At 44.8% G+C, this 3,528-nt stretch carries 2 protein-coding genes and 1 pseudogene; all 3 read right to left on the minus strand.

From position 1 onward, the window contains the following. Positions 1-404: 404 nt before the first annotated feature. A complete protein-coding gene (locus IQ229_RS18545) occupies positions 405-1,169 on the minus strand; it encodes a Uma2 family endonuclease (RefSeq protein ID WP_194046235.1) in 765 nt (254 codons plus the stop codon). Between the two features lie 298 nt (positions 1,170-1,467). After that, positions 1,468-2,754, minus strand: coding sequence for a homoserine dehydrogenase (locus IQ229_RS18550; RefSeq protein WP_194046237.1), 1,287 nt, complete (start codon positions 2,752-2,754; stop codon positions 1,468-1,470). A 142-nt stretch (positions 2,755-2,896) separates the two neighbouring features. Beyond that, a pseudogene (locus IQ229_RS18555) lies at positions 2,897-3,528 on the minus strand (ferredoxin--NADP reductase); the annotation flags it as partial.

The following is a 3,528-nucleotide window of genomic DNA, read 5'->3' on the forward strand; positions in this document are numbered from 1 at the left end:
GTTTCCACAGCCAATGATTGCCGTAGTCATTCACCAAACGGAGTTCGTTGGGAATATTACTTCCCCTATCCAACTTCCACCAATTCTTTCCAACCCCCTGAACTGCAAACGTTGAAATTCCGCCTGAACCTGCAATAACCCAAATATGGCGGTTCTCGTTTGAGTGCAGTACAGTTTTGACCTCTCTCCTAAGAGGAGAGAGGCTTTGAATCTTACTCCCCTTCCCTAGTAGGGAAGGGGTTGGGGGTTAGGTCTGTACTGGAATCAACTGCAAACCGCTATATCACCATCTTCTTCGTAAGTTTCAATATCTTGTGAACGAATGTTATCTATTCTCGAAGAAGTCGCATTTCCCATACGGTATAAATCAATGGGGGTTTTTCTCATACCAATTAGCCAAACACCTAAGCTTCTGGTTCAACGCCGAGCGATCGCAATTGGGCAGTTAAGCGATCGGCTCTTTGTCTTTCCTGTTCAGCCCGTTGAGATTCTTGTTCAGCCCGTTGGGATTCTTGTTCGGCTCTTTCCTCACCAGTCAACAACAAATTACCCTCCAAATCCCACCAGCGCAGCCAAGGTAATTCCGCATTTTGATAAACTCCTTGCAAAATACCTAACTCAACTCCCAAGCGCGTAATCGGATAATGTCCACGCTCATTTACTGTTAATAACTGATATTGTCCACCAATTAATTCATACATTTCTAAACTGGCTTTCTTCACTTCATAAATGCCATAAAAAGCCGGATGAATTACTTGCTCATAAATCCAAAATTTCCCCTTCCAAGGAGTTTTATCTCGTTCTTCACTACCGTCTCCAGAGACAAATTCCAAGGCAATTAAAGGGGCAATAAATTCTCGCCACAATACATAAGACCTCCGTGCTTGTCCATCGAGCAAGGGCGGTACATTTCCTACATAAAACCAATCTGGTGCTTCTGCTCCTCGTTCTGGCGGTTCTGTCAAGCGCCAGTAAATACCTAAGTCCTGACCTATACAATATTCACCTTCAGGATGTAATTGTTTGAGGACAGGTGTAATCGAGTCAGTGAGTAAGATGCTTTGGGGATGCTCTTGCCAATTTTTCACGAAAGTACCATCAGACTCTGGTAGCTGCGTATGGTCGGGGAAAGGAGTGAGGGCGGTGGATGGATCGGTTGCAGAGGTCATAGGTCTAGCCTCGCGCTGGGGTGAAGTTTATTTTTTAGTTTAGCTTGCGTAGTTAACCAAGTTTTACTCACAGCATGGTTTGTATAAAATGGAGATTATAGCGGTTGTTGTTTGGATGCAATACAATTTGACCTCTCTCCTAAAAGGAGAGAGGCTTTGAATCTTACTCCCCTTCCCTTATAGGGAAGGGGCTGGGGGTTAGGTCTGTATTGCACTCAACTGATAACCGCTATATAATCCTTCGGAGTAATTAAAAATTGGAGCAAAGCAAGTTGACGAGCTTCACTCCCGACTAATCTCAAAGTACACGCAGTAAGCTGGGAATGCTTTCGATCGCTGATAAATTCTGAATTTCTGCCAAAGCTTGCCTAAAATTGCCTTCTGGCACATCATGGGTGACAACCACAATCTCTGCTAGTTCCCCTTGAAAGCCTGTTTGGACAACTGACTCTAAGCTAACGCCATAGTTGCCAAAGCAAGTACCCAATTTACCAATAACTCCGGGTTGGTCATTGGTGAGGAAACGGGCGTAAAATCGAGTTATCAATTCTGCCATCGGCGCAATTTGGCAATATTCTTGATGCCCACAAGCTAATAATGGATTTGTAACTGCTGTATTAGTTTTGAGGATAGCAACTAAATTCAAAATATCCGAAGTGACAGCACTGGCGGTTGCACCAGCACCAGCACCGGGGCCAAAAAACATTACTTGCCCGATGGGTTCTCCTTCAACAAGAATGGCATTGTAAACGCCGTTGATGCTAGCCAAAGGGTGGGCTTGAGGCACTAAAGTAGGATGAACTCTTACAGAGAGAGGAGATGAGGGAGTATCACGTTTAGCGATCGCTAACAATTTAATCACAAATCCCAATTTTTCGGCGTAGGCAATATCTGTTTTGCTCACTTGCCGAATCCCCTCAGTATAAACATCTTGTAAGTTGATGCGTCCACCAAAGCCTAATGATGCCAGGATAGCAATTTTATCAGCTGCGTCTAAGCCATCGACATCGGCTGTAGGGTCAGCCTCAGCATAACCCAATCGCTGGGCATCAGCTAAGACATCATTGAAGTTGCTGCCTTCTGTTTGCATCCGCGTCAGGATGTAGTTAGTTGTACCGTTCACAATGCCTGTTACAGTGTGAATCCGGTTAACACTTAACGACTGCTTCAGGGGTTGAATCACCGGAATACCACCACCCACAGCAGCTTCTAGCATGACGTATACGCCAGCTTGATTGGCAGTTGTGAAAATTTCCGCCCCAAAACGGGCGATCGCTGCTTTATTGGCAGTGACTACATGCTTACCATTACTTAAAGCTTTGAGAATTAGCGATCGCGCCGGCTCCAGTCCACCCATTACCTCGACAACTATATCTACCGCTGGATCGTTGACAATAGATTCTAAATCTGTTGTTACTACTTCCGTAGACAATTCTACTGCACGGGGTTTATCTAGCGATCGGACTCCCACCCGATAAATTTCTATCTCTTGCAACAATGGGTGACGCCCAGCGCTATCTTGCAACAACTGCACTGTTCCCGTTCCCACGGTGCCTAATCCCAGTATTCCTAGTTTCACACCCATTTTGCACCCAATTTCACCAATAACAATTGTAGGTAGAGCGTTTGCCCTACCTACTGATTATCCTGCTTCCTTTGTCATTTGTCCTTCGTCGTTCGTCCTTTGTCTAAAACTAATGACCAATGACCAATGACTAATGACCAAATTAATAAGTTTCTACGTGCCAGCGATGAGCTTTCTTGAGTTGCTTCTGGTAATCACTCCAGGTTACGCCTTCCTTAGCAGCAGCAGTAGTTAAGGCTGCATCAATACCTTCTTCCATACCTCGCAAACCGCAGATATAAGTGTGGGTTTTTTCATTTTTAATCAACTGCCACAATTCATCAGCATGTTCTGCTACGCGGTCTTGGATGTACATTCTACCGCCTTGAGGATTTTTTTGTTCGCGGCTGATGGCAGCAGTGAGGCGGAAGTTATCAGGATATTTTTGTTGAATTTCTTCCAGTTCTTCCTTATATAAAAGGTTTGGAGTTGTAGGAACGCCAAATATTAGCCAAGAGAATCCCTTAAATTGGTATTCTGGGTTAGCTGCTCTTTCCGCATCTTTAAACTGACGCCACAGATAAGCTCGCATTGGGGCAATACCTGTTCCGGTTGCCAACATAATGACATTAGCTTCAGGATCATCGGGTAACAACATTTCCTTACCCACAGGTCCTGTAATTTTTACCTCTTCCCCTGGCTTGAGGAAACACAGGTGTGTGGAGCAAACACCGTAGACTGTTTCGCTAGTTTCCGGGTGCTTGTATTCCAACTGGCGGACGCATAATGATACTG

It is taken from the genome of Nostoc cf. edaphicum LEGE 07299, from assembly GCF_015207245.1.
Classification (GTDB): Bacteria; Cyanobacteriota; Cyanobacteriia; order Cyanobacteriales; family Nostocaceae; genus Nostoc; species Nostoc edaphicum_B.

What these genes read in the sequence shown, in the direction of transcription:
- IQ229_RS18545 (WP_194046235.1), bottom strand. Translation starts at nt 1,169, where the DNA reads ATGACCTCTGCAACCGATCCATCCACCGCCCTCACTCCTTTCCCCGAC.
- IQ229_RS18550 (WP_194046237.1), bottom strand. Translation starts at nt 2,754, where the DNA reads ATGGGTGTGAAACTAGGAATACTGGGATTAGGCACCGTGGGAACGGGA.